At 63.9% G+C, this 26992-nt stretch carries 21 protein-coding genes and 3 pseudogenes; 8 read left to right on the forward strand and 16 right to left on the reverse strand.

Features of this window, described 5'->3' with window-relative positions:
* Positions 1 to 38: 38 nt before the first annotated feature.
* From hppD to FVF58_RS30865, 3 genes are read right to left on the reverse strand one after another with little or no spacing between them, the layout of a single operon-like run.
* The gene (gene hppD / locus FVF58_RS30855) at positions 39 to 1115 is read right to left on the reverse strand and encodes a 4-hydroxyphenylpyruvate dioxygenase (RefSeq protein ID WP_149673555.1); all 1077 of its coding nucleotides are present in this window, start codon (positions 1113 to 1115) and stop codon (positions 39 to 41) included.
* A gap of 41 nt (positions 1116 to 1156) precedes the next feature.
* The gene (locus FVF58_RS30860) at positions 1157 to 2308 is read right to left on the reverse strand and encodes a CaiB/BaiF CoA transferase family protein (RefSeq protein WP_149673556.1); all 1152 of its coding nucleotides are present in this window, start codon (positions 2306 to 2308) and stop codon (positions 1157 to 1159) included.
* A 10-nt stretch (positions 2309 to 2318) separates the two neighbouring features.
* Complete coding sequence (locus FVF58_RS30865) at positions 2319 to 3260, reverse strand: hydroxymethylglutaryl-CoA lyase (protein WP_149673557.1); 942 nt, start codon at positions 3258 to 3260, stop codon at positions 2319 to 2321.
* Positions 3261 to 3395: 135 nt separating this feature from the next.
* Here FVF58_RS30865 and FVF58_RS30870 point away from each other — a divergent pair, with 135 nt between their 5' ends.
* Positions 3396 to 4307 (forward strand): LysR family transcriptional regulator, encoded by a 912-nt coding sequence (locus FVF58_RS30870; protein WP_149673558.1) that lies wholly within the window; start codon positions 3396 to 3398, stop codon positions 4305 to 4307.
* A gap of 103 nt (positions 4308 to 4410) precedes the next feature.
* Positions 4411 to 5145 (forward strand): IS6 family transposase, encoded by a 735-nt coding sequence (locus FVF58_RS30875; protein WP_149673559.1) that lies wholly within the window; start codon positions 4411 to 4413, stop codon positions 5143 to 5145.
* A 56-nt stretch (positions 5146 to 5201) separates the two neighbouring features.
* On the opposite strand, the pseudogene fumC reads toward FVF58_RS30875, so the two are convergent.
* The 3 genes and pseudogenes from fumC to FVF58_RS30890 all read right to left on the reverse strand — a co-directional run.
* Positions 5202 to 5450: pseudogene (fumC, locus tag FVF58_RS53150) on the reverse strand (class II fumarate hydratase); the annotation flags it as partial.
* Between the two features lie 345 nt (positions 5451 to 5795).
* Positions 5796 to 7211, reverse strand: a complete 1416-nt coding sequence (locus FVF58_RS30885; protein ID WP_149673560.1) for a cation:dicarboxylate symporter family transporter — start codon at positions 7209 to 7211, stop codon at positions 5796 to 5798.
* A 26-nt stretch (positions 7212 to 7237) separates the two neighbouring features.
* Positions 7238 to 8608 (reverse strand): class-II fumarase/aspartase family protein, encoded by a 1371-nt coding sequence (locus tag FVF58_RS30890; protein ID WP_149673561.1) that lies wholly within the window; start codon positions 8606 to 8608, stop codon positions 7238 to 7240.
* A gap of 160 nt (positions 8609 to 8768) precedes the next feature.
* On the opposite strand from FVF58_RS30890, the gene FVF58_RS30895 reads away from it, so the two are divergent.
* On the forward strand, positions 8769 to 9500 hold the full coding sequence (locus tag FVF58_RS30895) for a GntR family transcriptional regulator (protein WP_149673562.1): 732 nt from the start codon (positions 8769 to 8771) through the stop codon (positions 9498 to 9500).
* Between the two features lie 559 nt (positions 9501 to 10059).
* On the opposite strand, the pseudogene FVF58_RS30900 reads toward FVF58_RS30895, so the two are convergent.
* The 3 genes and pseudogenes from FVF58_RS30900 to FVF58_RS30910 form a co-directional block, all read right to left on the reverse strand.
* Positions 10060 to 10203 (reverse strand): annotated as a pseudogene (locus FVF58_RS30900) (HU family DNA-binding protein); the annotation flags it as partial.
* A 1118-nt stretch (positions 10204 to 11321) separates the two neighbouring features.
* Positions 11322 to 14825, reverse strand: a complete 3504-nt coding sequence (locus FVF58_RS30905) for a DEAD/DEAH box helicase (protein WP_149673563.1) — start codon at positions 14823 to 14825, stop codon at positions 11322 to 11324.
* Between the two features lie 365 nt (positions 14826 to 15190).
* Positions 15191 to 16006 (reverse strand): DeoR/GlpR family DNA-binding transcription regulator, encoded by an 816-nt coding sequence (locus FVF58_RS30910; RefSeq protein ID WP_149673564.1) that lies wholly within the window; start codon positions 16004 to 16006, stop codon positions 15191 to 15193.
* A gap of 268 nt (positions 16007 to 16274) precedes the next feature.
* Here FVF58_RS30910 and FVF58_RS30915 point away from each other — a divergent pair, with 268 nt between their 5' ends.
* Entirely contained in the window at positions 16275 to 18770 is a 2496-nt protein-coding gene (locus FVF58_RS30915) for a GcvT family protein (protein ID WP_149673565.1), read from the forward strand.
* On the opposite strand, the gene FVF58_RS30920 is transcribed toward FVF58_RS30915, so the two are convergent.
* From FVF58_RS30920 to FVF58_RS30930, 3 genes are all read right to left on the reverse strand, one after another.
* Entirely contained in the window at positions 18767 to 19306 is a 540-nt protein-coding gene (locus FVF58_RS30920) for a cytochrome b (protein ID WP_149673566.1), read from the reverse strand. The two genes, FVF58_RS30915 and FVF58_RS30920, sit on opposite strands and share 4 nt — an antisense overlap.
* Positions 19303 to 20394, reverse strand: a complete 1092-nt coding sequence (locus tag FVF58_RS30925) for a catalase family peroxidase (protein ID WP_149673567.1) — start codon at positions 20392 to 20394, stop codon at positions 19303 to 19305. Before FVF58_RS30925 ends, FVF58_RS30920 begins: the two co-directional genes overlap by 4 nt.
* A gap of 132 nt (positions 20395 to 20526) precedes the next feature.
* Positions 20527 to 20793 (reverse strand): DUF4148 domain-containing protein, encoded by a 267-nt coding sequence (locus tag FVF58_RS30930; protein ID WP_149673568.1) that lies wholly within the window; start codon positions 20791 to 20793, stop codon positions 20527 to 20529.
* A gap of 259 nt (positions 20794 to 21052) precedes the next feature.
* Here FVF58_RS30930 and FVF58_RS30935 point away from each other — a divergent pair, with 259 nt between their 5' ends.
* From FVF58_RS30935 to FVF58_RS30945, 3 genes are all read left to right on the forward strand, one after another.
* On the forward strand, positions 21053 to 21778 hold the full coding sequence (locus FVF58_RS30935) for an anti-sigma factor family protein (protein WP_149673569.1): 726 nt from the start codon (positions 21053 to 21055) through the stop codon (positions 21776 to 21778).
* A 153-nt stretch (positions 21779 to 21931) separates the two neighbouring features.
* Complete coding sequence (locus FVF58_RS30940) at positions 21932 to 22450, forward strand: sigma-70 family RNA polymerase sigma factor (RefSeq protein WP_149673570.1); 519 nt, start codon at positions 21932 to 21934, stop codon at positions 22448 to 22450.
* The gene (locus tag FVF58_RS30945; RefSeq protein WP_149673571.1) at positions 22447 to 23271 is read left to right on the forward strand and encodes an anti-sigma factor family protein; all 825 of its coding nucleotides are present in this window, start codon (positions 22447 to 22449) and stop codon (positions 23269 to 23271) included. Before FVF58_RS30940 ends, FVF58_RS30945 begins: the two co-directional genes overlap by 4 nt.
* Positions 23272 to 23306: 35 nt before the next feature.
* Here FVF58_RS30945 and FVF58_RS30950 read toward each other — a convergent pair whose 3' ends face one another.
* Positions 23307 to 24218 carry an AraC family transcriptional regulator gene (locus tag FVF58_RS30950; RefSeq protein ID WP_149673572.1) on the reverse strand — a complete coding sequence of 304 codons (912 nt, stop codon included), beginning with the start codon at positions 24216 to 24218 and terminating at the stop codon, positions 23307 to 23309.
* 213 nt (positions 24219 to 24431) lie between these two features.
* On the opposite strand from FVF58_RS30950, the gene FVF58_RS30955 reads away from it, so the two are divergent.
* Positions 24432 to 25337, forward strand: coding sequence for an NmrA family NAD(P)-binding protein (locus tag FVF58_RS30955; RefSeq protein WP_149673573.1), 906 nt, complete (start codon positions 24432 to 24434; stop codon positions 25335 to 25337).
* Positions 25338 to 26143: 806 nt separating this feature from the next.
* Here the strand turns inward: FVF58_RS30955 and FVF58_RS51650 are convergent.
* The 3 genes and pseudogenes from FVF58_RS51650 to FVF58_RS30970 all read right to left on the reverse strand — a co-directional run.
* Positions 26144 to 26317 (reverse strand): hypothetical protein, encoded by a 174-nt coding sequence (locus FVF58_RS51650; RefSeq protein ID WP_188130970.1) that lies wholly within the window; start codon positions 26315 to 26317, stop codon positions 26144 to 26146.
* A 43-nt stretch (positions 26318 to 26360) separates the two neighbouring features.
* A pseudogene (locus FVF58_RS30965) lies at positions 26361 to 26690 on the reverse strand (MaoC family dehydratase); the annotation flags it as partial.
* A 25-nt stretch (positions 26691 to 26715) separates the two neighbouring features.
* Positions 26716 to 26992: AMP-binding enzyme (locus FVF58_RS30970; protein WP_425468983.1), on the reverse strand; the 277-nt coding region annotated here is incomplete at its 5' end.

The raw sequence follows: 26992 nt of genomic DNA on the forward strand, positions 1-26992 counted from the left end.
CGTCTGCCGGCATGAAAGTGATGATCCGCCTACGAAACCTATTGCTGCCCGACGACACCCCGTCGAATCTGATCGCGCTCGATCGACTGGAAGAGCGCCTTGAAGTTGCCTTCGCCGAAACCGTCGTCGCCCTTGCGCTGAATGAATTCGAAGAACACGGGGCCGAGCAGCGTCTGGGAGAAGATCTGCAACAACAGCCGAGGATTGCCCCCGCTCGTATTACCGTCGAGCAGAATGCCGCGCGTGCGCAACTCGGAAACCGGCTGTCCATGGCCCGGCAGGCGCTCCTCGAACATCTCGTAGTACGTCTCGCTCGGCGCAGTCATCAGCGGGACGCCCGCCATCGCAAGCTTGTCGATGGTGGCGGGCAGGTCGTCGCTGAGCAAAGCCACGTGCTGGATGCCCTCACCGTTGAACTTCATCAGGAACTCTTCGATCTGCCCCGCGCCCTTCGACGACTCCTCATTGAGCGGAATGCGAACCTTGCCGTCGGGCGCGGTCATCGCTTTCGAAGTCAGGCCCGTGTATTCGCCCGAGATGTCGAAGTAGCGGATTTTTCGGAAGTTGAAGAGCTTCTCGTAGTAGCCGGCCCAGAACGCCATGCGTCCACGGTAGACGTTGTGCGTCAGGTGATCGACGAGCTTCAGTCCATAGCCCTCCGGACGCCGGTCGACACCTTCGACGAACCTGAAGTCGATGTCGTAAATCGACTCGCCGTCTTCAAAGCGGTCGATCAGATAGAGCGGTGCGCCACCGATGCCCTTGATCGCGGGCAGGCGCAGTTCCATTGGGCCGGTGGGCATGTCGAGCGGCTGCGCGCCCAGTTCGATGGCGCGTGCATATGCCGCGTGTGCATCCTTCACGCGAAACGCGAGTCCGCACGCCGACGGTCCGTGCTCCGCCGCAAAGTACGCGGCTGGACTCTTCGGCTCGCGATTCACGATGAAGTTGATGCCGCCCTGCCGGTACAGCACGACGTCCTTCGATCGATGATGCGCGACGAGCGTGAAGCCGAGCTTCTCGAACACCGGCTCCAGCGTATCGGGCGTCGGCGACGCGAATTCGACGAATTCGAATCCCATCAGGCCCATCGGGTTGTCGAAGAGATCTGCCATTTGAATTGCTCCGTGATCTGATGCGCTTTCAGCGGACAGACTCATGCGACCACCCGGCGCTTCAGTCGCCCCAGCACTTCTTGCGTATGCTCGCCGACCCGCGCCAGCGCCTGGCGCACGCCGGGGCGGCGGCCGCCCATCGTCAGCGGCAGGAGCACGACTTCGGTCATGCTGCCGTCGTCGGTTTCCATCGGCACGAGGCCGCCGCTCGCCCTCAGATGCGGGTCGTCGAGCAGTTGCTCGGGACGCACGATCGGCGCGTACGGAATGCCCGCAGCTTCGAGCTTCGGCGAAAGCTCTTCGATGCGATGCTCCTTCAGGATCGCGCCGAGCACTTCGAGCAGCGCGGGGCGGATCGCGACGCGCAACGCGTTCGTCTCGAAGCGCGGCTCGGCCGGCAGATCCGGGCGATTCAGCACATTGCACAGCGTGATGAACTGCTTGTCGCTGACTGCGCCGATGAAAAGCTGCTCGCCATCGGCGAGCGTGAAGACGTCGTAGACGCTCCACGCCGAGACGCGCGAGGGCATCGGCGGCGGCGCTTCGCGTGTCATCGCGTATTGCTGCATGTGCTGCGCGGAGAGGAACACGCAGTTCTCGAAGAGCGCGCTTTGCACTTCCTGGCCGCGTCCGGTGTGCTCGCGTTCGCGCAGCGCGGCGAGCACGCCGATCGCACCGAACATGCCGCCCATGATGTCGTTGACCGACGTTCCCGCGCGCAGCGGCCGGCCAACCGGACCCGTCATATACGAGAGGCCGCCCATCATCTGCACAACTTCATCGAGTGCGAGGCGCTTTTCGTAAGGCCCCGGCAGGAAGCCCTTGTGCGACACATAGATCAGGCCGGGATAGCGCTTCGAGAGCGTGTCGTAGTCGAGGCCGAGCTTCGTCATCAGGCCCGGGCGGAAGTTTTCGAGCATGGCATCGCAGGTGCCGATCAGTTCGATCGCGGCTTCCTTGCCCTCGGGCGTATTGATGTCGAGCACGACGCTCTTCTTGTTGCGATTGAACGAGCGAAAGAAGCCGATGCCGAGGCCCGGCAGCTTGCGCGTGTTGTCGCCGCCGGGCGGCTCGATCTTGATCACTTCGGCACCGAGGTCGGCGAGGATCATGCCGCACGTCGGCCCCATGACCATGTGCGTGAATTCGATGACGCGCACGCCGTCGAGGGGAAGTCTTGCGGGGGTGCTCATGATGATGACCTCAAGCGTTGAGCGCGGCCGGAGCAGCGAAGGTTTTTGGGAGACCCGCGAGCCACAGCGCGCCGTGCAGCGATTCGCCTTCGAGCCAGCCCGCGACCTTCGCGCGCAGCGCCAGCAAGGCGGGAATGTCGATCCCAGTTTCGATGCCCATGTCGGCGAGCATGAACGCCAGGTCTTCGCTCGACGCGTTGCCGCTCGCGCCCGGCGCATGCGGACAGCCGCCGACGCCGGCGAGCGTCGCGTCGTAGCGCGCGACGCCGGTTTCGAGCGCCGCGTAGACGTTGGCGAGCGCAAGGCCGCGCGTGTCGTGGAAGTGGCCGCACCAGAAGCGCTCGCCCGCGATCTTGCGCGCCTTTTCAAACAGCTCGCGCACAGCGCTGGGACCGGCATACCCGACCGTATCGGCGATGCTGACGCGATCCGCGCCCGCATCGAGCAGCGCCTGCATGCAGCGCAGAACCTCGCTCTGTTCGACTCGGCCCTGGATCGTGCAGCCGAACGCCGTGCCGATGCCGCCTTCGATCAGCGTCTTCGAACCGGCGGCGTCGCGTGCGGCACGAATGCGTGCCACTTCGGCGACGACTTCGTCAGGCGTCTTGCGCAGGTTCGCGAGGCTGTGTTCGTGGCTCGCGGAGAGCGGCACAAGCAGGAGGTCGGCGTTGGTTTCGATGGCGCGCTCGGCGCCTTTGAGATTCGGCACGAGCACTGATACGACGAGGCCCGGCAGCGTCTTCGCGTAGGCGACGAGTTCGGCGGTGTCGGCCAGTTGCGGCAGAAGGCGCGCCGGAACGAACGAACCGACTTCGATCTCGCGCTGGCCGGCGGCGTACGCATCGCTGATCCATTCGATCTTGCGTTCGGTCGGAAGAATGCTCGGAATACTTTGCAGGCCGTCGCGCAATCCGACTTCGCGGATGGCGACGTTCGCAGGGAACGAAGGCATGTGTCTTGTCTCCATGTCTACCGGTCGTCAGGTTGCCGGCGTTGTGCTAACTTTAGACGTTCCAGCCAAACCTTAAAGCGGTATTTTGGAAGCGTGAAGGTTCCCGTTTGGAATGTCATAGACCCGGAGACGGACATGCGCGACATCGACTTGAAAACGCTGCGGTTGTTCGTCGCTGTGTGCGATCACCGCAACATCGCTCGGGCGGCGGAGGAAGCGCACATCGAGCCGTCCGCGATCAGCAAGCGCATCGCGCAACTAGAGAGCGAGCTCGGAGTGCCCCTGCTATCACGCTCCCGGCGCGGCGTCCAGCCCACGGCAGCGGGCATCGCTCTGCTCGAGCACGCGCGCAACGTGCTCTTCACGATGGAACGCATCGCAAGCGACGTCGCCGCGTTCGGCGGCGGGCTCAAGGGGCGCGTGAGCGTATGCGCGTCGGCATCGGCGATCGCGGAAGCACTGCTCGACGACATTGCTTCATTCATGCGCGAGCCTGCGAATCAGAACATCAGGGTCGAGGTGGAGGAACGGCTGTCGTTCGATCTCGTACGGCAGTTACGCGAAGGTGCGGCGAGCGTCGGTGTGTGCTGGGATAACGTCGACCTGCAAGGACTTGAGCACCGGCCGTACCGCCAGGACCGGCTCGCGCTCGCAGTCCATCGCGATCATCCGCTCGCGGGGGAGGCGTCGCTGCGCTTTGATCAGACGTTAGAGCACGAGCATGTCGGCTTGCTGCCGTCGACGGCCGTCCATACAATGCTGCGGCGCGCGGCTGCGAGCGCAGGCAAAACCGTTTCCTACCGTGTGATCGTATCGAGCTTTGATGCGGCGTTTCGTGTGGTCGCGGCAGGGCTCGGGATCAGCGTCGTGCCGGTGGAGGTGGCTGAGACGTATCGGCCGGTGCTCGGAATCAAGATCGTTCCTCTCACCGATGCCTGGGCACAGCGCCGGTTCGTCGTGTGCTTCAAGAGTTTCGATGCGTTGCAGCCAGCCGCGCAGCGCATGGTTGACTATCTCGCAAGTCGGGTCAAACGTCCCTCGACGTGAAGTCGTGAGAGCCGCACGGATTCCGCTTCAGGATCACGTCTTGATGCTATGCCCCTTGGAACGGCACTGTCACGTTGCTGAGATGGTCGGGTAAGATCTCGTGATGAAGAATACAAAATCGCTATACCACGGTCATCGCTTTCCGGTGGCGGTCATCAGCTGCGCGGTGCGCTGGTATTTCAGGTTTCAGCTCAGCCTGCGTGATATCGAAGAACTGTTGTTCGAGCGCGGGGTTGTCGTCAGTTACGAAACGATCCGACGCTGGTGCGATAAGTTCGGCGCGTGCTTCGCGCACCGTGTCAAAGCGGCTCGTCGCAAGCCAGGCACGACCTGGCACATTGACGAAGTATTTATGACGTTGCGCGGCGAGCCTTACCTGTTGTGGCGCGCCGTCGATCAGCACGGTGCCGAGCTCGATATCCTGCTACAGAAGCGCCGCGACAAGGCTGCAGCCAAACGATTTTTCAAGCACGTGCTTGCCTCGTGTGTTGAGGCACCGCGCAAGATCGTGACCGACCAACTGCGCAGCTATCCGGCCGCGAAAGCCGAGATTGCCGAGCTCGTCCACGTCAGGCACGTCTTCGTCAAAGCCAGCGCGCGGCTGAACAACAGGGCCGAAAACAGTCATCAACCGACACGCGAACGTGAGCGGCGCATGCGTGGTTTCCGCGATCCTGAACGCACGCAGGCTTTCCTATCGAGCTTCGGTCCGATCCGGCAGCACTTCGCGCTCAAGCGACATCTACTGCGCGCCTCGCTCTATCGGAAACAACTCGCCGCACGCTTCGACGCTTGGCATCGCTTCACTGAGATCACCCGAGATCCGTCCGCTTTCTGACCAAATGCGCGTCCTCTCCGCTATTGCGTCGCAAACGCTTTAACGTGACAGCGCTCTTCGTGCACTTCAAGAGCGGCCGTCTCGATCGCCGACGCAAGCGTCGGAGCGAGCGCACCGGACTTCACGTTGGCGCGTGCCGCAGCGTACTTATGCAAACCGAACGTGCGGACTAGTACCGCCGGAAAGCGCTCTTGACCTATGTCAAAGACGCCAAGTGCGCGCTGGGTCTGTGCTCCCCAGTATCGATCCGCCGGAATTTCGACAGGGCCAAATGCATCCTGCTCAATTCGTGTTGCTGCTGTCATGGTGATACTCCCTAACGGACGCGATGGTGCCGGTTCTTGATGCGACTTACTGCGGTCCCCCGCGATCGCGACGCGAGTTCGACAAGAACTTGAAAGTAAATCGTTGACGCCACCGTAAGGCTTGACCCGCGCGCCGCTGCACGCTGCAGTAGCGGTCAACGATTGGTCGAGCGCTTCTTATCAGATCGACCGGACGAGTACTGTCCCAATTTCGTCGCCTTGGCGCATCAGTCATCGGCACACTCGGCGCTCACGGATAGGACTTTCGCGCTTGGCTCAACGGGAAAATGCGGCCTGCCGTTATTCCGAGTGCCGCCAGCGCATGCTGGCGGTCCGTCAATCGAATCACGGCGTGTTGCCAGCGCTTTTCAAAGGAATCCCGGCAGGGTGCGCATTTGTGTCGTTCATATCTTCGGGCAACAAGTTACCGTCGGCGAGACTCTCGTCGGCCCGGGCGGTGGCCGGATAGCGCTCCGGATAGAGATGCCGCTCAGCGACTTGCGCATCAAAGGTACGTGACCACTTTGCAATCACGACCGTCGCGAGGCTGTTGCCGATCGTGTTGCAGGTTGCGATCGCCATCGACATGAAGCGGTACACGCCGAAGATGATCGCCACGCCTTCCACGGGCAGGATGCCGGTCGATGCCACCGTCGCGGCGAACACGACGAACGATCCACCCGAAACCGTGGCCGCGCCTTTGGACGTCAGCAGCATCAGCAACAGCAAGCCGATCTGATGCTCCAGCGTAATTGGTACGCCGTACGCGTGGGCAATGAACAGCACGCCCATCGACATGAAGAGCGACGTTCCGTCCAGATTGAACGCATACCCCGTGGGCAGTACAAGTCCGACCGTCTGCTTGGCGCAGCCGAGCCGTTCGAGTTTGATCAAGAGGCGCGGCAGTGCACTCTCGGATGAAGCCGTACCCAGCACGATGAGAATCTCGTCCTTGATGTAGCGCAGGAAGCACCACAGGCTGAAGCCCGCCACCTTCGCGATGATCCCCATCACCACGACGATGAACAGCACCACGACCGCATAGAAGCTGAGGACGAGTTGAGCGAGCGCGATCAGCACAGCGGTTCCGTTGCTGCCCACCGAGTAAGCGACCGCGCCGAAAGTACCGAGCGGCGCCAGCTTCATCACCAGGTTGATGAACGAGAACAGCACTTCCGACACCAGGTCGAGCCCTTCGTTGATCCTGACACGGCGGCCTTCCGGAATCGCGAGGATGCCGATGCCGACCATCACTGCAAGCACGACCACCTGAAGCAGTTCTCCCTTCACGAACGCGCCGATGAAGTTGTCGGGCACGATATGCATGATGAAATCGACAAAGCCATGTGGCGCCATCGTCCCTATCGCCGGCGGTGCCGATCCGACAGCGACGGCCGTCATGCCCTTGCCAATTTGCAGCAGGTTGCCGGCCAGCAGGCCGACCATCAAGGCAATGGTCGATACCACCTCGAAATAGACGATGGAGCGCCAACCGACCCGGCCCGCACTTTTGATGTCACCGGCCGATGCGATTCCATGCACGATGGTGAGGAACACCAGCGGCGCGACACCGGCCTTGATGAGTGACAAAAAGATGTCGCCCAGCACCTTGAGCTGACCGCCAAATTTGGGGAAGATCAGACCGACGGCAATGCCGAGAACCAGTCCTACCAAAACCTGCATGCCCAGCTTGCGGTACCACGGCAGCCTTTTGGGCGGCGGAATGTTCGACCCTTCGTTTGATGCAATATCGTTGTTCATGCTGTGTGTTCCTCCACGCCTTTCGCTCAGATACCGCTGGACAATTCAACCGCGCGATCAACCATCTGCGGCGCGAGGCCGAGATAGTTCGCGGGATCGGTCATGCGGTCGATCGCGTCGCGCTCAAAGTGGGCGGTGACTTCCGGCAGCGCCGCCAGCGCTTCGGCGAGCGTGCCGCCCTTTTCGTTCACGGTGCGGCAGGCGTCGTAGACAATGTCGTGCGCCTGCTGGCGGCCGGTGAATGGCGCCATGCTCATCATCACAGCCTCGGCCACGATCAGGCCTCTGGTAATGCCGAGGTTGTGCTTCATGCGCTCGGTGTCGACGATCAGCCCACCGAGCGCGAACTTCGCCTGATGCAAGGCGCCTGCCGACAGGATGAAGCTCTCCGGAATCGCGATCCATTCCGCGTGCCACGGGCCGGTGGCGCGCTCGAAATCCTGGATCATCGCGTCGACCATCAGGCCCGCATGCTGACGCACCGCCTTCGCCGCGGCGAGCATCAATTCGCTCGAAATCGGATTGCGCTTTTGCGGCATCGTGCTGCTCGCTCCACGTCCCTTGACGAAGGGCTCGTAGACTTCGGCGAATTCCGTCGATGCCATGATCATGATGTCGAGCGCAATCTTGCCGAGCGAGCCGGTCACCAGCGCGAGCAGGTTCACCGCTTCGGCGAAACCATCGCGTGCCACGTGCCACGTGGTGGCGGGCACGCCGAGTTTCAGTTCCTCGGCCATCGCCTTTTGCACTTCAAAGCCCTTGTCGCCGAGCGACGCCAGCGTGCCCGCGGCACCCGCGAATTCGACGACGGCCACGCGCGGGCGCAGTTCCGCCAGTCGTTGCTGGTGGCGGTCGAACATCGCCAGCCAGATCGCGACCTTGTAGCCGAACGTGACGGGAAGCGCTTGCTGCAAGTGCGTGCGGCCGGCCATGGGCGTATCGCGGTGCTTCTTCGAAAGGTCTACCAGAATCGTGCGAAGTTCGCGGATGTCGCCGTCGATCACGTCGAGGGCATCGCGCACCTGCAGCGAGACCGCCGTGTCCATGATGTCTTGCGTCGTTGCGCCCCAGTGGACGTAGCGGCCTGCGTCGCCGCACATCTCGACGAGTTGATGCACGAGCGGCAGGATCGGATAACCAACGATGTCGGTTTCCTCGCGCATGTGATCGAAATCGATCCGGTCGATCGTTGATTCACGTGCGATCACTTCCGCAGCGTCGGCCGGAATCACGCCGACGCGCGCTTCAGCCTTCGCCAGCGCGACTTCGACATCGATGTAACGTTGCACGAGGGCGTAATCCGAAAACAGTTCGCGCATCTTCGCGGTGCCGAAGGCATCGCGGAACAGGATTGAATCGACCACAGTGCTGGCCATGGGGATAGTGCGATTCGTCATGACGACCTCTTGAATGTGCGGAAAAGCAGACTGGATATGGGGCCGGAATCAGCTTCGGATTAGTGAATATGTCCGGACATACGTAAATTAATATGTCCGGACATGATAGACAAGCTATGATTTACCCTAGCCATGCAAATTGACCGCTTCGCCACGAGAAATGAACAGACCGCACTTCGTCGATATCGCTCGCGAACTGACCGAAGGCATCGCCTCCGGCCGTTATCCGGTGGGCTCGTATTTGCCGACCGAGCTGGAACTGCGCGACCACTACCGGACGAGCCGGCACACGGTTCGAGCGGCCTTGCACGAGTTGCAGCAACTCGGGCTCGTCTCGCGGCGCAAGAACGCGGGAACGCGCGTCGAGTCGGCGCAGCCGCGCAACGACTTCAGGCCTTCGCTGGCGTCGCTGGACGATCTGGTGCAATTCGGCTCGCAGCACCTGCGTCTCGTGCAATCGACGGAAGAAGTCGTGGCGACGGGCAAGCTCGCGAAGGTCTTGCGATGCACCAATGGCACGCGCTGGCTGCGCATCTCGAGCCTTCGCGTCGATGAAGACAGGGAAAGTCCGCCGGTCGGCTGGACCGACGTGTATATCGATTCGGCGTACACCGACGTGGCGGAGACGGCACGCTCGCAACCGGGCACGCTGATCAGTTCGTTGATCGAGGCGAGCCATGGCCACCGGATTACGGAGATTCAGCAGGACGTTCAGGCGATCATCGTTTCGGACGAGATGGCTCGACGGCTGCGGGTGAAGGCAGGAACCGCAGCCCTCGAAATCGCACGCCGGTATCTCGACGCCGCGGGTGACACGTTCGAGGTGACGATCAGTATCCATCCGGCTGAGCGCTTCTCGATGTCAATGCGGCTAATGCGCTCGGACAGCTGACGCCTTTTGACCGTACGGTGGTTGTTGCTGACGATCGACGTACTTTTAATTGCGCCAGATCTCTCGTGCGATGCCCGTGAGCCGTGTTCCGGAACATCGGCTTGCTAGCAAGCAAAGCGGTCATCGAACGAGCTGTCATCGGTTGCCGGTGCGCAGTCTGGAGAAGAAGCACGTGTGCGTCACTACGATCCAGCGGAAGTCACCCTTGCGTCAGTTTCGAAGCAGTTGTCCCGGGCGCCGTATCTGTGCCTCCCATAGACGCGTCCGGGCCGGGGCCCGGTCCACGGCCGATTGGGATCAAGCACCCTGCGGCAAGCCGCAGCTACTACGACGCGCCGTTACTCGCCGCGGGTAGCGCGGGCGAGCAACGCGCGGCGGTGGACGAAATGGCCGGCGTTGCAACATCGGCCGCGACCGTTGTTGCCGCTGGAACTGCACTGACTGGACAGAAGCTGGATCAGTCTGGCAGTCGCGTACCCGACGCGACTGTCGCCCTACCGGTCGCGGCGACTCGGCCACGAGACCGCTGGCAGCGACGTCCGGCGGCATGCCTGCGGTTTCAGGCGCCGTTGACTGCATCCTTGAACGCCTTGCCCGCGGTGAACTTGACTGTCCTGGCGGCCGGGATCTGGATCTCGGCACCAGTCGCCGGATTACGACCGACCCGCGCGGCGCGCGCACCCGTGGAAAACGAACCGAAGCCGCTGCATCATCCCCGCGGGGCGAAGTTTGACGCTCCGACCAAAATAGATTGCGACGGCAAATATGTGGGAGTGTATTTCTATGAGGAAGGAGGGCAAATTGTTTTGAAGCGATTAGCTCAAAATACGGTTGCGGGTTCGTAGCCGCCCGACATCCCCAATTTTTACGTATACCGGTGCGTATACGTCACTTTGCATATTCAATTTTATCGTTTATATTCAAACGCTTATCATATATATTCGAGTCCTCTCCTGGCACTGGTCGACGTCGAAAACGTCAATGCAGAGCAGGTCCTCCGGCAATGCACTCGTGAAAGCTTTTGCCGCGCGGCGAAGTTCACAATTTCTGCCAGGAACAGGGAGGGCACGTTACGCTTATGGCGGCCTACTGTTGACTCCCCGGAGGCTGTGCCGTCTCTTACCTTGCAAGCATCTGAGAGTATTCGCAAAAGCCGGACGGGCTACCATGCCCCACTACCGCTTGAGGCGATCAGCAGCCTGATCTGGCGAAATGGGAAACAATTCCAACTGACTGACCATACATTCAGATTTCGCCTGCGTCCGTCCTTGCGTCGGTTCCAGCGTAGGTTTTTCTCGACATCCTTGTTGAAAAATCCGTAACACAATCGTTTAAACATTGTTAAATTCTGGCTCGGGTGACTCGAATTGATAGTGTCCGAGGTTCAGCGGGCCGTCCGCTGTTCGCCACGTCTCGCCTTGTCGACGATGTTGCAGCCAGCGTGCGTGGCCGCGGCCGCTACCTCTAGACCCAAAAAAGCGGGGTCCGCTTCGACCGAAGCTCACGCCGCTCGAAACACTACACACCCGCCGGGTTTAGCCGCACGAGTAAATTAAAAATTAGCTCTAGCGGAAATCGAACTCAAGATGAAGGAACTCCGTTTGTAACCATCTGCGCGGTAGTTGTTACGGAGAACGTAGTAGATGGCGAGATGGCAGCCCGCGCCACACGCCTCAAAAACGTATGAATTTTCAGCCGCGCAAAAGGTCGATTTACACACTCGGACGTTTTGTTACAGACTGAGCGCCGCGCGGTCGCTCAAGTCTGTTGAAAATATCGCGCGCAGCAGTCCGCGACGGCGCGCGCCAAATCATCGGTCGATCATCGACCGCCTTCGATCTCCGGCATCGGTGCGAACAGCGCGTCGAGGTCGTCGTCGGAGAACTTGGCGGCGCCCGCGGCATCCTCGGAGAGAATGCTGTCGGCGAGCCCCGCCTTCTGTTCCTGCAACTCGACGATCTTTTCTTCGATGCTCCCCGCGGCAATCAGCTTGTAGACGAACACCGGCTTGTCCTGCCCTAACCGATGCGCGCGGTCGGTCGCCTGGTTCTCGGCGGCCGGGTTCCACCACGGGTCGTAGTGAATCACCGTGTCGGCAGCCGTCAGGTTCAGGCCGACGCCGCCCGCCTTCAGGCTGATCAGGAACAGCGGCACGTCGCCCTGCTGGAACCGCTCCACGGGCGTGATGCGATCGGCGGTGTCGCCGGTCAGGACCACGTATGCGATCGCGGCTTCGTCGAGCGCCGCGGCGATCAGCGACAACATGCCGGTGAATTGCGAAAACAGCAGGACGCGGCGCCCTTCCTCGATCAGTTCCGGCAACATCGACAGCAGCAGATCGAGCTTGGCGGAGCGCATCGTGCGCGCGCTCTTGTCGATCTTCTCCGCCTTGTCGCGCTTTGCAGCGGGCAAGTCCGACGCACTCCCAGCCGGCGTTTCACCGCCCGTGCGCACCTCGCCGCCAACCTTGATCGTCCTCACGAGCCGCGGATCGCAACACACCTGACGCAGCTTCAACAATGCGTCGAGCACGATGATGTGGCTGCGCGCGAGCCCTTGCGCGCTGACGGCGGCACGCACCCTCTCCTGCATCGCAGTGCGCACGGTTTCGTAAAGATCGCGCTGCGCGCCTTCCAGATCGACCGAGCAGACGATGGTGGTTTTGGCCGGCAACTCCTTCGCGACCTCGTCCTTGCGACGCCGCAGCATGAACGGCCGGATGCGGCGCGCCAGCAGCGCGCGGCGCACGCCGTCGCCGTTCTTTTCGATCGGATTGCGCCAGCGCCGCGTGAAGTCCTTCTGGCTGCCGAGAAACCCCGGCAACAGAAAGTCGAACTGTGACCACAACTCGCCGAGATGATTCTCCAGCGGCGTGCCCGTCAAACACAGCCGATGCCGCGCGCGCAAGCCGCGGATCGCCTGTGCGGCCTTGGTGCTCGCATTCTTGACGTACTGCGCCTCATCGAGAATCAGCAGGTGGTAGTCGTGTTCGGCGAGGACCTTCTGATCGCGCCACAGCAGCGCGTAGGTGGTCAGGATCAACTCATGTTCGCCGATCTGCTCGAAGCGCTGCTTGCGCTGCGGGCCGTTCAACACCAGCACTTTCAGTTCGGGCGCGAAGCGCCGCGCTTCTTCGCGCCAGTTGTGCACGAGCGTGGTCGGCACGACGATCAGCGCGGGGCGGCTCAGGCGCCCCGCTTCCTTCTCCGCGAGAATGTGCGCGAGCGTCTGCACGGTTTTGCCCAGACCCATGTCGTCGGCGAGCACGCCGGCCAGATCCTGTTCGCGCAGGAACTGCATCCAGTTGAGGCCCTGCTGCTGATAAACACGCAGTTCCGCCTTCAGCCCGCGCGGCACCGGCACTTCGCGCAGACCCGGACCGGCTTGCAGGCGCTGCGCGAGCTGCCGGACCGAATCGTCGCCGCGAAATTGCCAGCGGCCCGTGTCGTTCAGCGCATCGAGCCGGCCGGCATCGACCGACGGCACGCGCAGCGGCGCGCCTTCGGCCAGCGAGCCGCCGAGCGAGTCGAACAGGTCGACCAGCACCCGCACCACCGGCTTCAGACGATCAGCGCGCAAGCGCAGCCGCTTGTTTTCTTCGGTCTTCAGCTCGATCGGCTCGTGATCGGCGATGCTGTCGAGCGCGCCGTTCAGCCAGCGGCGGTCGCGCCGGAACAGGTCGGCAAGCAGCGGTTCGAGCCGCACGTTGCGCTCGCCGACGCGGATGCCCATCTCCAGATCGAACCAACCGTCGCCGGCCTGATGCGCCGTGCCGTCGATCGCGTCGATTTCGATCACGTTGTAGCGGAACTCCGGCGCCATCGTTACGCGCCAGCCCTTGCTCACGAGGTCCGGCACGGCGTCGTTGACGAACGCGGACCATGCGTCGGCATCGGGCAGGCCGAGCATCGTGTCGGGCAGTTGGCGCGCGGCGAATACCCGGCTGGTCGGCACTTTCTGCAAGCCGCTCTTGCGCAGTTCGAGCAGGCGCTTTTTCTCGGCCTCGTAACGGCGGCGGATATGGATCACGTCGCCGCCCGGAATCGGCACCAGCGTCACGCTGCTGTCCACGTTGATGCTGACGCCGTCGTAGTCGAAGCTCACGCCGGCCAGCTCGACCGCCTCGGGCTTGCGCTGGCCCGCCTTGGCGCCGGACGGCAGCGCGTGGCTGTTGAGCGTGAGCACCGGGACCGGCTCGACGTCGATCACGCGAATCGCGGACGTGTCGTGGGTGGGCGGCAGCGGCAGGCCGGGCGCGATCTCGCGCAACACCGACGCGACCAGCGGCGCCTCGGCAAGCGAGATCGGCGGCATCGCGAGGTAATCGGGCAACTGCTGGAACGGCAGCGACGACTGCACGATGCCTGCTTCGTTCGCGACACCGTCGACGTACCAGACCGGCTCGGTCGGCAGGACCATGGTGGCGCGCGGTTCGGTGCGCAGCACGGGCCGCAGCCGCTGGTCGGCGAGCGGCTCCCATTCGATGCGGCCGGGCCGGTCGGCGGCGCGCGACAAAGGCGCCAGGCCGTCGTGACCGCGCGCGGGTTTGAACTCGAAGAACAGGCGGCCTGTGGCGATCAGCTTCTGCAGCATCTCTGCGCCGCTCGTGCCGCGCAGGATGAACTGGCCGAAGTCCTCGCGGGAGCGGCCGAGCCACAGGCCGCGCAGGATCGACAGGTCCTCGTCGGACACGAATTTCGGTTGCTTGACGAGCGCCGCTTCGACGTTGCCCCACGGCTCGTCGACTTCGACGATCGCGCCTTCGGCATTGCAGCGCGCTCGGTACAGCACGACCTCGTGGCGCTTGTGGAAGTCGGACCAGTTCAGCCGGTACGCGAGCGTCTGGGTGCGCGCGGCGCCCGCTTTCTGGGCGAGCGCATCGGCGGCTTCGGCGCGTGCGCGAAAACGCTCGAGCCAGCTCACCAGTTCGGGGCGTACGCCGGACGGTTGGTCCAGCGCCGTGACGGATTTCGGGGAGTCCGCACGCGGGTTGCCGCTCTCTGCGTCGCCATCCTCATGCTCGACGCGGGTGATGTGGTCCATCTCGTCGTGATACTCGAGCTCGGCGAGCAGCAGCGCCGCGACATGCTTGCAGTTACGCCCGACCGGGCACGTGCAGTCGCCTTGCGCCCAGGGCGACCCGCCATCGGTACGGAAGCGAACCCGCGTCCGGTAGGGCAGCTCTTGCGTGCCCTGCACGTCGCCGCTGAGCGTGGCGCCATGCCATTCGACATGGGTCACGGCGCCCACCGAGCGCGCCTTGGCGACGGTGTGATCGCCCAGCCAGTCTGCAATCCGTTCCCGATCAAAGAAAACTGACGACATCAGCGTCCATTCCTATTCAAGCTGGCGAAGGCAATCGCGCGCGGACGAAGCAGCGCGGCATGTGCGGTGACACGATGGCCGGCGCGATTCAGTGCGGTTGCGATTGCCTGTGATAGCCGGCCATTTTACGCGTTGGACGGGATTGAGTTTGGGGGTGGGTTTGGGATGGAGGACTGGGCTGGTCCGGTCGTCGACGCCCATGGGACTATGCCGGGCTTGGGATTCATCCACCGCGCGCAACAAGGCGAGCTGGGGCAGCGCGCCAGGGCTGGCGCGTCCGGGCGCGCCGGACTTGTCTGATCAGCAAGACGCAGCTAGTCCGTCCGGCAGCGCGGACGACAGGACCGCGCAGTCGATCAAGTGCCCTACCCAGCGCCCACCTCGTCAATTCGATCGCCGGACCCCGGGCGCCCACCCACCGACGCCCCCACCGCCACTTCCACTCCCGCCGCCGCAAACACCTGAGCCAGCGCTGGCACCGGCGCTTCGTCGGTAACGAGCAGATCGACCGCATCCGCCCCGAACGCATGCACCAGCGCGCTATGTCCGAATTTCGCGTGATCGGCCGCGACCACGCGCTGCTCGGCCTGGGCGAACGCCGCCTGCGCAAACGCCACATCGGCGGGCAGCGCATCCATGAAGCGCCCCTGCATGTCGATCGCAGTGACCGAAACGATCGCGTAGCGGACGTGGAACTGGCGCAGGTAGGCCAGCACGCTGTCGCCGAACGCGGCGCCGTCGTCGGCTCTCAGCTCGCCGCCCGCGATGAACACCCGGTTGCCGTTGCGCGAGGCCAGCACGCGGGCGACCTCGATCGAATGGGTCACGACTGTGAGCCGCGAGCGCGCCGCGAGCGCTTGCGCGATATGCAGACAGGTCGTGCCGCCCTCGAGAATCAGCGAGTCGCCGTCCCGCACCAGTTCGCCGATGCGCGCGCCGATCGCCCGCTTGCCTTCGAGGCTCGCCGCCATGCGCCGCCGGAACGGCGGCTCGTCCAGCCGCTCGGGCAGCATGACGCCGCCGTGGACCTTGATGAGCCGGCCATCCGCGATCAGCGGTTTGAGATTGCGGCGGATGGTTTCGTCGGACACGTCGAAGCGCCCGGCGAGATCGGTGATCGTGCAGGTGCGCTGCTCGCGGACGAGTCGCAGAATTTCGGCTTGGCGCTGATTGGAAAGCATGAGGGGTGCATGGTGGCTGGTTGGGTGAAGTCTAGCAAAAGTCAGTTTTGGCGGGTTCGATTCCCACACGTTTCCAAAAATAACCACACTTTCTTCTTCGCATGCAGCGCATGGGTCTTCGTATTCGCAGTCGGCGACGACCACCGCAAGCACTTGTGCATGTCCATGGCATGACCGACCAACCGGGCCAACCGCTTCAAACCTCGCCCGTTGCATTTCGTGCACATTCGAGGCATTCTGTGCACACCGCCTCGACACAATCCCACACATGTCCACACTAATCCCCGCTCACGCCCGTGCCGTCGTCATCGGCGGCGGCATCATCGGCTGCTCGGTGGCCTACCATCTGACGAAACTCGGCTGGACCGACGTGGTCCTGCTCGAACAGGGCCAACTCTCATGCGGCACCACCTGGCATGCAGCCGGTCTCGTCGGCCAGTTGCGCGCGCAGGAAAGCATGACGAAGCTGATCCGCTACTCGACCGCGCTGTATGCCGAACTCGAAGCCGACACCGGACTCGCCACGGGCTGGAAGCAATGCGGCTCGCTGTCGGTGGCGCGCACGGCCGAGCGGATGACGCAACTCAAGCGCACCGCCGCCGTCGCGCGCGCGTACGGCGTGACGTGCGACGTCATCAGCCCGCGCGAGGCCGGCGACCTGTGGCCGGTCATGCGCACCGACGATCTGCTCGGCGCGGTCTGGCTGCCCGGCGACGGCAAGGCGAATCCGACCGATCTGACCCAGGCCCTCGCCCGCGGCGCACGCATGCGCGGCGCACGCATCGTCGAAAACACCCGTGTCACCGCGATCCACACGCGCGCCACGCTGCACGGCAGCGCGAGCGGCGCACGCGAAATCAGCGGCCTCGCGTGGCGCAACAAGGACGGCGAGGAAGGCCGTATCGACGCGGACATCGTCGTGAATTGCGCGGGCCAGTGGGCCAAGGCGGTGGGCCGGCTGTGCGGCGTGACCGTGCCGCTGCATTCGGCCGAGCACTACTACATCGTCACCGGGCGCATCGCCGGCGTGCATCCGGACCTGCCCGTGATGCGCGACCCGGATGGCTTCATCTACTTCAAGGAGGAAGTCGGCGGCCTCGTGATGGGCGGCTTCGAGCCGGACGCGAAACCGTGGGGCATGAACGGCATCCCCGAGAATTTCGAATTCCAGCTGCTGCCCGACGATTGGGATCAGTTCGAAATCCTGATGAAAAACGCGCTGCAGCGCGTGCCCACGCTCGAAACCGCGCAGGTCCGCCAGTTCTACAACGGCCCCGAATCGTTCACACCGGACAACAACTTCATGTTGGGCGAAGCGCCCGGGTTGCGGCGCTTTTTCGTCGGCGCGGGCTTCAATTCGATGGGCATCGCGTCGGCGGGCGGCGCGGGCATGGCGCTCGCCGAATGGATCGTCGCGGGCGAGCCGAGCATGGACTTGTGGCCGGTCGACATCCGCCGCTTTGCGCGCTTTAACGGCAACGACACGTGGCTGCACGATCGCGTGAAGGAAACGCTGGGCCTGCACTACGCGATGCCTTGGCCGAACCGCGAACTCGACAGCGCGCGGCCGTTTCGCCGCTCGCCGCTGTATGCGCTGCTGCGCGACAAAGGCGGGTGTTTCGGCAGCAAGATGGGCTGGGAGCGCGCCAACTTTTTCGCGCCGACGCCCGCGCAGGCGCGCATCGACTACGCGTTCGGCCAGCAGAACTGGCTGCCCTGGAGCGGCGCGGAACATCGCGCGTGCCGCGAAGGCGTCGCGCTGTTCGACATGACTTCCTTCTCCAAATTTCTCGTGAAGGGACGCGGTGCGCAAGAGGTGCTGCAAAGCATCGTCGCCAACGACGTCGCCGTGCCGACCGGTACCACCGTGTACACCGGCATGCTCAACGAGCGCGGCACCTACGAGTCGGATTTCACGCTCACGCGCCTCGCCGACGACCAATACCTGCTCGTCACCGGCACCGCGCAAACCACGCGTGACTTCGACACCATCGAAAAAGCGATTCCGCACGACCGGCACTGCACCCTCGTCGACGTGACGGGCCAATACGCGGTGCTCGCCGTGATGGGCCCGCGCTCGCGCGAACTGCTGCAAAGCGTGTCGAAAGCGGACTGGAGCAACGACGCGTTCCGGTTCGGCCAGAGCCGCGAAGTCGACCTCGGCTACGCGACGGTGCGTGCCACGCGCCTCACCTACGTCGGTGAACTCGGCTGGGAACTGTACGTGCCGGTCGAATTCGCGGTCGGCGTGTACGAGACGCTGCATCAGGCGGGCAACGCATTCGGCCTCGTCGACGCGGGCTATTACGCAATCGATTCCCTGCGCATCGAGAAAGGCTATCGCGCGTGGGGCCGTGAACTCACGCCGGACACGAATCCGTTCGAAGCGGGCCTGTCGTTCGCGTGCAAGCTCGACACGGACATTCCGTTTCGCGGCCGCGACGCGCTGCTGAAGCTGCGTGCAGAGCCGCTCACCCGCCGCATGGTCGTGCTGACCGTCAATGGCGCCGCCGATCGCATGCTGTGGGGCGGCGAAGCGATTCTGCGCGACGGCAAACCGGTCGGCTTCGTCAGTTCGGCGGCGTTTGGGCACACGCTCGGCTGTCCGGTCGCGATGGGCTACGTGAACAATCCGCAAGGCGTGGCGGATGCCGCATATCTGAACAGCGGCCGCTACGCAATCGATGTCGCCGGCGAACTGCTACCGGCCACCGTGCATCTGCAAGCGCCTTACGATCCGCGTTCCGAGCGCGTGAAGTGCTAACGGCCGCCGCGCGCCATGCTCGACAACACGCCGTCGCGACGGATCAGCCCATGAAACAGCGCGGCCGCGAGATGCAGCAGCACGGTCGCGAACAGCGCGAACGCGAGCCACGTATGCAACGCTCGCAGCAGCGCGAACAGCTCGACGTCATGCGGCGCGATCGGCGGCAAATGCAACGGACCGTATAGCGTGACGGGATAGCCCGCTGCGGACAGCATCGCCCAGCCGATCAACGGCATCGCCACCATCAGTGCGTACAGCACCAGGTGCGAGGCTTTGGCCGCGATGCGTTGCGGTGTCGCCATGTCGGCGGGCAACGGCGGCGCGCCGCGCGTGACGCGCACGGTGGCGCGCAGCACCACCAGCAGCAGCAACGCAATGCCGAGCGGCTTGTGAATCGCGACCAGCGTGTTGTGCGCACGCGAGACGCTCGCCACCATCCCGACGCCGATGAACAGCATCGCGACGATCAGCGGCGCCATCGTCCAGTGCAGCAGCCGCGCGAGCGGACCGAAGTGGGTGCGTGCCTGCGTCATGAGCGGTCTCCGTTGGCGTGCGTTTGATGAATCGTGGGATGCAAGGCTTCTTCACGCGTGCGGCGCTGATAGGACAGCGCATACGCGGCCGAGCGCGCGGCGAGCAGCGGATCGTCCGATGGCGCGATGCCTGCGGGCAGGATCGTCGGATCGAAGTTGATATCGCGGCACGTGCCGTTTTCCTGTGATGTCGCGCGATCGAGCACCAACGTGCCCGCGTCGATATGCTGGCGCGCGTCGGGCCATTGCAGCGTGGCGTCGTCGGTGGGGTCGCCCGGTTGCGCGACGGTCAGGATCAAACGCCAGCGCAACGGCCCGCTGTCGAGCCGCTGATCGAGGTCGGCCTGCAGGAAATTCATCTCGGCTTTCTGCGCATCGGTGATCGGCACATACGGCGTCTCGGGCACCATCGCCCAGCGCACGGCGCGCGTCGTGCCTGCGCCGTCGGTAAAGCGGAATGCGTTGATCCCGTAGTACGCGGCGTTCGCGAGACTCGACGAAGGCGGGTGCGCTTTGACCCAGTTCTGAAACGGCAAGGTCTCGGGGTTGGACGCGTAGAAGGCCTTGAGTTTGGCCGGGTCCGGCTTGCCGGTCGCCGGGTCGGGCTTCGCGGCGAGCAATTGCTGATAGAACTGCGCGGGCGTATGCACCGCGAACACGGGCGTCGAATTCATGCCGGTGCGCCATTGCTCGCCGTTCGCCAACTGGAACTGCAACGCGAGGCTGCGCACGGGCGAACTGGTATCCGGGGCGGATGGATTGCCGCCGGGCACCGCGAAGCGTCCCGTCACCGGCGTGCGTCCCGGCGTGAACACCGCTGCGCGCGAGAGCGTTGCGCCGTTGCCGTTGCTGTCGAAGTACCCTTCGACGCACAGACCCTTCGCATGATTGCGCCGATAGCCGGGATGCGGCTGACCGGCCACTGTTTCGAACGTGTTGATGAGACGTGACGCCGTCAGACGCGCGGGCGTGAGCCAGCCCGCCGTGTAGGCGAAGCCGCCGGCGACTACGAGCACGAGCGCGCCGATCGCGGCGAGCCGGCACGGCACGCAGCGAGGCTCAGAGTTGGGAACGGAAGATTGGGGCACGACGACTCCTGTGTCGAATGAATGCACAGACCGGCTAACACGCGATACGACGATCTATTCCACATCCGCGCTCGACACATCCCCACTCGACACACCGGCGCGCGTTCCGTTCGCGCGCCGGCTGCCGACGCTTCAATTGGCGTTGCCTGCCGGCGCGCTGCCCTTCGCGACGCGGTTGGCCGCCGCTTGCGCGGCGAGCGCTTCCTTGTGATTTTTGACTTGTTGCGCGAAGACCGGGTTGACATCCGGATACGACGCGTCGGTGATGTAATCCAGTCCGTTCTGTTGCGCCTCGATCAATTCCTGGTACACCTGAGCACGTGTCTTGCCTTCGGCAAACGCGCCCGACGAAGCAGCGAGAACGACAACGGACAAGGCGGCAATGGCGAGCTTCTTCATGATGAACTCCTGAGAATGTTGTGCGGGATCGCATCACGGAGAACCACGGCCTGGCGGCTTTTATTCCTGCTTCGAGCGCGTGAAAAAACATATCTGGAAACCGGGAATAAAAGCGGCCGCGCGACGGTTTGCTCGTCCGGGTTGCTCACCGTTCAGCGGCATTGAAAACGGCATACGGGAGCCAACGCAATGCGCGGAATAAACCCGTGCGTGCCCGTGTTCACCAACCGATAGCCGCATTCCGAGCCCCACCGTCACCATGACCTCGACCAACGCCCCATCCGACTCGCCGCTTTCCGAAGCCGACATCCAGGCCTACGCCGACGGCACGCTGACGCCGGAACGCGTGGCGTTTCTGCGCGCCTATCTTGGCAAAGATCCGACGGAAGCGCGGCGTGTCGCGTTTTACGGCAGGCTGAACGCACAGATCCAGCAGGCGTTTCAAACCGTCGACGATCCCGCGACGAGTCGCATCGACCGATGGCGGCGGGCAATCCTGCGCGTCAAAACCATGAGACGTCTGCGCAAACTGGCGGGTGCGCTCGCGGTGCTCGTTCTGACGCTCGCAGCGGCGATGGGCTGGCTTGCGGCGACCCAGGTGTCGCCCCAAGCGCTCGACAACGCCGCGCTGATGGCGTTGGCGGAAGCCGCCGCACGGCCGTTGTCCGCGGCAGCGCCGACGCGCGCCGATCCGTCGGCACCCGAACTCGAGGCCATCGGCCTGCGACTCGTGGAGCGGCGAGCCGTGCCGCTCGGTCCATTTCAGCGCGCCAACGAATTCATCTATCTGAATCGCGACAACCAGCCGGTAGTGGTGATGTCGACACTGGCGCTGCTCGCGCCGGCGCAGCCGCAGTGGGCCGCGCGCCGCATCGGCGAGATCCGGTTGTTGACGTGGACCGCGCAGCGCCAGCGCTTCGTGGTCGCCGGCGCCGCCCGCACGCACGGCCTGATGCGCGCCGCCGACGCGCTGACCGCGCGCTGACTCAGAAACGGGTCAGAACGCTCGCCAAAACTCGCGGAATAAAATGCGCTGACTCGTGTTCGCCACTCGAATGCATGTCGCCGCCCACGCGGCGGCCGCCCGCCCTATGCTTTAGGAAGAGCCCCAAGACCGGGATCAGAATCGGGATGAAAAATGGATGTCCGTGACGAGTTGATGGAGCATGTGCCGCGTTTGCGGCGCTATGCGCGCGCGCTGATCAACAATCGCGATCTCGCCGACGACCTGGTGCAGGACACGCTCGAACGCGCGCTCGGCCGCACCGGCATGTTCCAGCCGGGCACCGACCTGCGCGCGTGGCTGTTCACGATCATGCACAACGTGTTCGCGAATCAGGCGCGCAAGGCGTCGGCGCGCGCGGTCCACCTGTCCGTCGACGACGACAGCATCGCCGAGAGCGAACTGGCGGTGTCCTCCGAGCAGACCCGCTCGCTGGAAATGCGCGACCTCGATTACGCGCTGCAGCGTCTGCCGATGGAGCAGCGCGAAGTCGTGCTGCTGGTCGGCCTCGAGGAAATGAGCTATACCGACGTCGCGCTCGCGCTGAACATCCCGATCGGCACGGTGATGTCGCGGCTGTCGCGCGGACGCGAGCGGCTCAGGGCATTGATGGCGGGCACCCGGCCCGGTGCGAAATTACAGGTGGTGCGATGAGCGACCAACATATGCCGATCGGCGAAGAAGAACTGCACGCTTACGTGGACGGCACGCTGTCCGACGAACGCCGTGTCGACGTGGAACGCGCGCTCGAACAGAACCCGGAACTGGCCGCGCGCGTCAGCGATTATTTTTCGCTGAACAACATGTTCCACGAGCGCTATGACCGCGTGCTCAACGAACCGCTGCCCAAGCGCCTGCAAGCGCCCGCGCCGCGCCGCTGGAGCATCGCCGCCAACTGGCCGCAGTTCGCCGGCATGGCGGCGGCGCTGGTGCTGGGGGTGGGCATCGGCGTGGGCACGCAAATGGGGCGCGATATCGGCGCGCCGGCTGCGCCGGAACACGCCGACACGCGTCCGGTCAGCGCGGACAGCGCCGAGGTGTTTGCGCGGCGCGCGGCGGTGGCGCACGTGGTCTACATGCCGGCCATCGACCGGCCGGCCGAAATGAGCGCCGACCACGAACAGGATTTCGTGCAGTGGCTCGCCAACCGGCTGGGCACCGACGTGCATCCGCCGGTTCTGTCGAAGAGCGGCTTCGCGCTGTCGGGCGGGCGCCTGTTGCCCGCCGCCGACGGGCCCACCGCGCAGTTCATGTATCGCGGACCGAACGGCGAGCGCGTCACGCTGTGCATCTCGCATCGTCAGGCGAACTCGAACACCACGGCGTTCAAGCTGTATCAGGACGGGCCGGTGAATGTGTTCTATTGGGTCGACGGGGACTTCGGCTATGCGGTGTCGGGCGGGATAGACCGCAAGGTGCTGTTGCAGCTGGCGCACGACGTGTACGCGCAATTGACGGGCGCCGCGCGCGGTTGACGGCGGCGCGCATTGCGCGCGGCGTGCCTGCCAGGTTACGACCCGTTGCCGCGAACCAGCGACGCATCGCTCGTCACGTCGCCCGGCGCGGTGAAGCTCAGCTCGCGCGGCGTGACACCCAGCAGGCGCCCCATCCAGTGCGCCATGTGACTTTGATGCGCAAAACCGGTATCCAGCGCGATCTGACTCGCGCTGAGCTTGCCTTCGAGCAACAGCGTCTTCGCGCGCTCCACCCTGCGCTGCACCACGTACCGATGCACGGGCACGCCGAGCGTTTCACGAAACAGCACCTTGAAATGCGGCACGCTCAGATCAGCGAGCGCGGCCAGTTCGCTCAACGTGAGACGCTCGTCCAGGTGCGCTTCGATAAACTCGATCACGCGCGCGGCCATCCTCGGCGCGAGCGTGCGCCGCCTGTCGTCGAGCGCCGGCGCACCGCCGATCAGGCGCACCACCATCGCGGTGCATAGACTCTCGGCGTATAGGGGATCGGACGCCTCGTCCGCTTCGAGTTCAGCGCGCAACGCCCACGCGAGATGCTGGAAGCGCGGGTCGCGCATCCGGAATTGCGGACGCAGTTGCGCGTCGGCGGACTTCAGGGCCAGCTGTTCGACAGTCCGCTGCAAAAAATCCTCGCCGATCCATACGCTGAAAATCGTGCACGCGGATTCATCACTCCATTGCCCGTCGAGTCCGGCCGGAATCACATCGGCATCGCCGTGCGCCTGAAGCCGCACGTGACGGCGCTCGTTGCACATGCAGCGCGCCCTGACCGGCGCGCCGACATGCACGCCCACCCGATGATGCTGGAACGCCGGCATCCGGTGCAGGCCGGCCGACACATTGACCAGTTCCGCGCCGAAGCCCTGCCAGCCGAGCATCTTGCTGGTGCGCAACGCGATGCGGGAACCACTGTGCGGTTGCGGTATCGGTGTCACGGCGTTCATGGCTTGCCTCGTGGATGGCGGTGCGATGTCCGTGCATTGTGCTGCGTTTCGCGCGGCTTTGCCTGGAGCTACGAGATTCCATAGCCGCGCGTGAAGCGTCGCCTCGTAAAAGCAATCATCCGAATCTGCGCGCAGCCATCCTTGCCCGCGCGCCTGCTGATCGCCGCGTCCCTATGATGACGCTGTACCGATCAATTCCCCGAGGAGCGCGACGTGTTCGTAATTTTTGGAGCAGCAGGCAATGTCGGCAGCGCGACTGCGACAGCGTTGCGGCGTGCGGGCCGCGCAGTACGCGCGGTGGTGCGCGACGAAAAACGTGGCGCGTCGCTCGCGGCGATCGGCTGCGAGATCGCCGTCGCCGATCTGAACGATGCGGCGTCGGTGGCGCGCGTGATCGACGGTGCGCACGCCGTGCAGATGTTGTGTCCGGTGCCCCATGCGCACGATGCTCCCGCGGCGGCGATGCGGCACATGATCGACGCGGGCATCGCCGCATTGCGCGCCGATCCGCCGCCGCGCGTAGTCGCGCTCTCCGACTACGGCGCGCAACATCCGGACGGCACCGGCATCACGACGCTGTTTCACTACCTCGAAACGCAATTGCGCGGCATCGATTCGCAACTGACGTTTCTGCGCGCCGCCGAGCACATGCACAACTGGGCTCGCGTATTGCCGGTCGCGCTCGCTCAAGGCGTGCTGCCGAGCCTGCATCATCCGTTGACCAAGCTGTTTCCGACGGTCGCCGCACAGGACGTGGGTTTGCTGGCCGCCGAACTGTTGCTCGACGCAAAGCCGGCGCAGGTTTCGCCGCGCGTCGTCAGCATTGAGAGTGAGCAGCGTGTCAGCGCGCTGGACGTTGCGCGCACGATCGGCGAACTGGCGGGCCGGCAGGTCGTCGCACATGAAGTGCCGCGCGGCGAATGGGCCGCCGTGCTTCGGCGTGCCGGGCTCAGCGAGCAGCACGCGCGTCTGATCACCGATCTGTACGACGCGCATAACGCGGGCCGCATCGACGTCGACGCGGATCTCAGCGAGCGGCGCTTCGGCGCGACGACGCTGGCGCAAGTGCTTGGCGCATTGCTGCCGTCCGAAGCCGGGACCGCTGCGTCAGTTCGCTGACCGGCAACCGTTACGGGAGACCATGCATGCAGACCTGTCCATTGCTACGCTCATTGACCGAAAGGAAAAGCGCAACGCGTAAGACCGCGGCCTACCGAAGTGTGTCGACACGCGCGAACGTCGACACGCGCCGTCGGGTGGCACATTTATCTGCAATGCTTCTGGAATGGATCGGCTGGCGCGCGCTGCACGACCTGCTTAACGCGATTCCCGACAGCAACGACGATTTCGGCATGTTCTGACGGCACCGTCGCGCTGCCGCCGCGACGCAACGCGGCGCGCGCCACAGGCATGCACGCAACCGCCTCGCTTATATCGCGACGAATCCGACGCCGCCACGCCGGCCACGGGTTTCGCAAGGCAGCCGGCGCATGCGCATCACATTTACTCGTTCTCGTCGAAACATTGAAAAGGCTACGCCTGGCGTGTGCAGAGTTGGAAACCTACGCCATAAGCTACGCCAGACGGGGTCCCGGGTTTTTAGCTTTGGGCGAACGCGATCGGTCCCTTTGACTCGCAGACGATACCGTACTTACGCAAGGATAGTGCTAACGTCTTCGCATCCGGTGGCCGGGCCGCGCGCCATCGGGTTTTGATCAGCATATAGCCGGCCTGCCTCCATTCCAGTAGAACACCTGGCGCAGAGTTGGAGTGCGGGCACCGACTTGACGCGTTCCCCAGTGTCAGCAAACACGATCTGGCACCAGCATGTCCTGTACCCGTTCCAATTTCATGGCCAGAGGCCAGATGAGCATTCCGGGTCCGAGTGAGGGTCTGCTTATTAGTAATGCTCCGGCGCCATTTCTTCACGATGACGACTCCGCGCGTAGGTCGCCCCGAGGCCCATCGGCCCCGTCAGCAATAGCCAATGACTGAAATGCATCGAAGGTTCCATCGACGCTTCGGTACTCGGCGCAACCGATTCTGCCGTCAAGTACGACCAGCATTCCAGCATCCCCTGCCAATTTCAGGATGTTCATAGCGCTCTCCTCAGATCGCCCGACTATCGATCCGTCGCTCACGCCGCACCCGGGCACCCGCTCTCACCGGCGTGATGAAGCGCACTTTGTCCAGCCCGTAGTTCAAACCCGCCGACGCGTCCGCGGGAATGAGACCGACTTCGATCGCCAGAGAGGCAAGCAACGAAAGCGTCAGATAACCGTGGGCAATCGTGCCGCCGAACGGGCTCTCGCGCGCCGCACGCTCCACGTCCACGTGAATCCATTGTTTGTCGCCCGTGCATTGCGCGAAGGCGTCGATGCGCGCCTGATCGATGGTCACCCAATCCGATACGCCCAACTCCTTGCCAACGAACTCGTCAAGCGTGGCTACGCTATATCCCAGGATGCTCATCGTGTTGCCGCCTCCATTTCACCGGTCAGATAAACAGCTCACGCAGACGCTTCTTGTTGATCTTGCCGACGCTCGTTTTTTCGAGCGCCTCGACGAGCTTGACGATCTGCGGCACCGCGTACTTCGAGATCTGACCTTTTTCGCTGAACGCGAGGACGTGCTTCTTGACATCATCCTCAGTCAGCGTTGTGGTCAGGTCCTTCCTGGGTACAATCAGCGCCACGGGCCGTTCGCCCCACTTCTCGTCCTTGACGCCGATCACGGCAACTTCCGCGACACCTGGATGCTGCGAAATCAGGCTC

Source organism: Paraburkholderia panacisoli (assembly GCF_008369935.1).
In the GTDB taxonomy this organism is placed as follows: domain Bacteria; phylum Pseudomonadota; class Gammaproteobacteria; order Burkholderiales; family Burkholderiaceae; genus Paraburkholderia; species Paraburkholderia panacisoli.

What these genes read in the sequence shown, in the direction of transcription:
- FVF58_RS30930 (WP_149673568.1), bottom strand. Translation starts at nt 20,793, where the DNA reads ATGAAGAAGCTCGCCATTGCCGCCTTGTCCGTTGTCGTTCTCGCTGCT.
- FVF58_RS30940 (WP_149673570.1), top strand. Translation starts at nt 21,932, where the DNA reads ATGGATGTCCGTGACGAGTTGATGGAGCATGTGCCGCGTTTGCGGCGC.
- FVF58_RS30885 (WP_149673560.1), bottom strand. Translation starts at nt 7,211, where the DNA reads ATGAACAACGATATTGCATCAAACGAAGGGTCGAACATTCCGCCGCCC.
- FVF58_RS30910 (WP_149673564.1), bottom strand. Translation starts at nt 16,006, where the DNA reads ATGCTTTCCAATCAGCGCCAAGCCGAAATTCTGCGACTCGTCCGCGAG.
- FVF58_RS30875 (WP_149673559.1), top strand. Translation starts at nt 4,411, where the DNA reads ATGAAGAATACAAAATCGCTATACCACGGTCATCGCTTTCCGGTGGCG.
- FVF58_RS30860 (WP_149673556.1), bottom strand. Translation starts at nt 2,308, where the DNA reads ATGAGCACCCCCGCAAGACTTCCCCTCGACGGCGTGCGCGTCATCGAA.
- FVF58_RS30895 (WP_149673562.1), top strand. Translation starts at nt 8,769, where the DNA reads ATGAACAGACCGCACTTCGTCGATATCGCTCGCGAACTGACCGAAGGC.
- FVF58_RS30870 (WP_149673558.1), top strand. Translation starts at nt 3,396, where the DNA reads ATGCGCGACATCGACTTGAAAACGCTGCGGTTGTTCGTCGCTGTGTGC.
- hppD (WP_149673555.1), bottom strand. Translation starts at nt 1,115, where the DNA reads ATGGCAGATCTCTTCGACAACCCGATGGGCCTGATGGGATTCGAATTC.
- FVF58_RS30865 (WP_149673557.1), bottom strand. Translation starts at nt 3,260, where the DNA reads ATGCCTTCGTTCCCTGCGAACGTCGCCATCCGCGAAGTCGGATTGCGC.
- FVF58_RS30905 (WP_149673563.1), bottom strand. Translation starts at nt 14,825, where the DNA reads ATGTCGTCAGTTTTCTTTGATCGGGAACGGATTGCAGACTGGCTGGGC.
- FVF58_RS30950 (WP_149673572.1), bottom strand. Translation starts at nt 24,218, where the DNA reads ATGAACGCCGTGACACCGATACCGCAACCGCACAGTGGTTCCCGCATC.
- FVF58_RS30890 (WP_149673561.1), bottom strand. Translation starts at nt 8,608, where the DNA reads ATGACGAATCGCACTATCCCCATGGCCAGCACTGTGGTCGATTCAATC.
- FVF58_RS30915 (WP_149673565.1), top strand. Translation starts at nt 16,275, where the DNA reads ATGTCCACACTAATCCCCGCTCACGCCCGTGCCGTCGTCATCGGCGGC.
- FVF58_RS30920 (WP_149673566.1), bottom strand. Translation starts at nt 19,306, where the DNA reads ATGACGCAGGCACGCACCCACTTCGGTCCGCTCGCGCGGCTGCTGCAC.
- FVF58_RS30935 (WP_149673569.1), top strand. Translation starts at nt 21,053, where the DNA reads ATGACCTCGACCAACGCCCCATCCGACTCGCCGCTTTCCGAAGCCGAC.
- FVF58_RS51650 (WP_188130970.1), bottom strand. Translation starts at nt 26,317, where the DNA reads ATGAACATCCTGAAATTGGCAGGGGATGCTGGAATGCTGGTCGTACTT.
- FVF58_RS30945 (WP_149673571.1), top strand. Translation starts at nt 22,447, where the DNA reads ATGAGCGACCAACATATGCCGATCGGCGAAGAAGAACTGCACGCTTAC.